This is a genomic window from Nitrospinota bacterium (genome assembly GCA_035528715.1).
Classification (GTDB): domain Bacteria; phylum JADFOP01; class JADFOP01; order DATKYB01; family DATKYB01; genus DATKYB01.
Window position 1 is genome coordinate 1 of record DATKYB010000143.1, and the last position, 2,634, is coordinate 2,634.

The 2,634-nt window shown below is 40.0% G+C and carries 5 protein-coding genes; all 5 read right to left on the reverse strand.

All coding sequences use genetic code 11. The features are described from left to right. Positions 1-323: 323 nt before the first annotated feature. A complete protein-coding gene (locus tag VMW81_10030) occupies positions 324-524 on the reverse strand; it encodes a hypothetical protein (protein ID HUU51277.1) in 201 nt (66 codons plus the stop codon). Further along, complete coding sequence (locus VMW81_10035; GenBank protein ID HUU51278.1) at positions 511-957, reverse strand: hypothetical protein; 447 nt, start codon at positions 955-957, stop codon at positions 511-513. The genes VMW81_10030 and VMW81_10035 overlap by 14 nt, the downstream gene beginning before the upstream one ends. 404 nt (positions 958-1,361) lie before the next feature. Next, complete coding sequence (locus VMW81_10040) at positions 1,362-1,544, reverse strand: hypothetical protein (protein HUU51279.1); 183 nt, start codon at positions 1,542-1,544, stop codon at positions 1,362-1,364. Beyond that, entirely contained in the window at positions 1,529-1,936 is a 408-nt protein-coding gene (locus VMW81_10045) for an HD domain-containing phosphohydrolase (GenBank protein HUU51280.1), read from the reverse strand. The genes VMW81_10040 and VMW81_10045 overlap by 16 nt, the downstream gene beginning before the upstream one ends. Before the next feature lie 511 nt (positions 1,937-2,447). After that, positions 2,448-2,634, reverse strand: a 187-nt coding sequence (locus VMW81_10050) for a 50S ribosomal protein L20 (GenBank protein ID HUU51281.1), incomplete at its 5' end; no start/stop codon positions are given.

The window sequence follows — 2,634 nt, forward strand, 5'->3', positions numbered from 1 at the left end:
CGAAATTTACGTGTTTCGTGCCAAAACTGGGAGTTTGGTTGCTTTAAGCTCCTTGTTTTAAGGGACAGGGTAATGGTAGAGGTAGTTTTGCAATCCTCAAATCCAAAAATTAGCCCATTTATGGATGGGCACTAGCTAACAATTGTCAAAAAAAGACCCTTTACCTTTACCAAAACGAGGCCGTGCTGATGCGGGCGTTATGGCCAAAGCAAAAAAGGGTGACTTTTTTGTGAGGAGAGGTGGTTTTTCCTTGACCTGCCCTTTAATGGGTAACCCCTTTACCCTTTATTGTCCCCTTTATTACTACTCACCGAGGCCATTATTTATAAGGCAGCGACTTCGCTTTCTGTCAAACTCAAATACCGAATTATCTCATTATCTCTCTGCTGTATCTCAAGCAAAATTGGCTCTGACATAGCCTTGTATTCTGAAGGGCTGTGAACTTTTCTCGCTTTTTCTAAAATGATCTCTAAATTCCTTACAGCTTCTTTGGCCTTTTCTAACTGTTCGTCATTCTTTATCATTGATTGTTACCTCCACAATACCACGTGATTCAAAATCACGCGTCATTTGATAAGTCTCAAGCCATAAATCAATAGCTTCCTCGCCAATTGATGACTTGGTCCAGAATATGTCTGCATTAAATGCAATCCGACCCTGTACATAATCAAACACCCCCTTCACTTGGGGAGGATTCGCATCCACATCAAAATCACCCCTCATTATTAAGAGCAAGTCTATATCCTGGGGAAATTCTTTGTTCGAGATAAAGCTTCCCCAAATAATCACTCGTTCTAGTTTACCTGTTGATTTTGCAAGCTCGATTATATTCTCTAAATTCCCAATCAATAATTTCCGCTTAGCAGAGCCGGTACCAAAAACTTCCCTTACTTCATGCAAGGTTACCTCATATAATCCCTTCGGTAGATTGCCATCCTTCTGAAATTCTGGAATCATAACCTATTTCTCAATATTCTGACTTCAGCCTCGATTTTATCAAAAGCCTGTGACCAATTACTATACAGAAAAACCTCTGCATAGACCAATATTATTTTACAGAATTTTTTGGTATCTTGGTTACTAAAATCAGTTTTCAGGTCGATTGTCAATAGATTGAGGTTTGGCTTGAATCATTTGGTGAGAGGGGTGGTTGTATAAAGAAGGAAAGCTTTAGGCTGCAAATTCAGACCAACATCAACTTTTAAATTTCAAAATTTTAAACAATTTCTGCACGATGTCCCCATTTACTCACTTTCTTCGGCTACTACTTCCATCTCTAATTCAATGGGAAAGCGCTGGAAGGTCCTTTTCTCCGCCGTGGAATTCATTGATTCGAAACTCCTTACAATACTCCTCCTATCTCAACTTCCCCTCCGACCGATCTTTCCTACATTAGGCATAGGGTAGCAAAGCATACCTTCAACTGAGCTTACTTCCTCTTTGATCTGTAAGATCTCATCGATATTCTCTAGAAACACGTCTACCATATGGGGATCAAAATGCTCTCCGCGCTCTTGCTTGATGATATCTATGGCCTTCTCCACTGAAAAAGGATCCTTGTAGGGGCTTTTGAGGTAAGGGCGTCAAAGACATCTGCGAGGCCTACGATTCTTCCCACTAGAGGGATATTCTCACCAGCGAGCCCTTGCGGGTACCCTTTGCCGTTCCATTTCTCGTGGTGGGAAACGGCGATCTCCTCTGCAACCTGGAGTATTTCCGACTTTGAATACGCCAAGAGATTCGCCCCTATAGTTGAGTGAGTCTTCATGATTTCGAACTCTTCATCGGTTAATTTGCCCGGCTTCATCAGTATGCTATCTGGAATCTCGATTTTTCCCACATCGTGCATGGGAGACGCATATAAGATATTTTGAACCTCATTCGCCGATAACCCAATTTTTTCGGCGATCAAAGAGCTGTAGCGGCCCATGCGCATGATGTGATCTCCTGTGTCTTCATATTTCTTTTTTTCATCGTATTATGATACAAAATCGTGTTCGGTTTTTTTTACTTATAACCTAATATGTTTAGATAAGAGAGTTTAGCTCCTTATAAGAGATGGATAAATGGAGATAACGGGTGTTCAATCCAACAAGATATGTGTGAGGTAATATCACCAGATTTTACTAAAAATTGAAAGAAAAAGTGCTCTTAGTGTTAGGCTGCGCATCAGATAGTGGGGAATGCTTATTTTTTACCTGAAAAAATACTTTGTTTTCTATATAAAACAAAAATGATATTTTTTGTTTTTCCTGAATTCAAGGTTTAAAAAAATAAAGTGAAATGGAAGTTGATTCAGGTATGTTATGATGTGAATGATATCGGAACCTTCAGTCGGGAGAAGAAGGCAATCCTTATAGGATTGCAAAAGTTGGGGCTTAATAATGGGACAATATTATCCAATTATGAAAAACGAGTGGAACAAATTGGAAAATATACATTGAACATCATTCCGGCTTGGGAGTGGTTGTTAAAGTCAGAGATATGATAGTTGCTATCTCTGAGAAGCCTTGAGGATCACTGACTGCCATGTCTGCCAGGATCTTTCTGTCTAATGCAATATCTGCCTTTTTCATTCCCATGATAAGTTTGCTGTAGGAGAGCCCATTCTCTCTGGCAGCTGCATTAATCCTG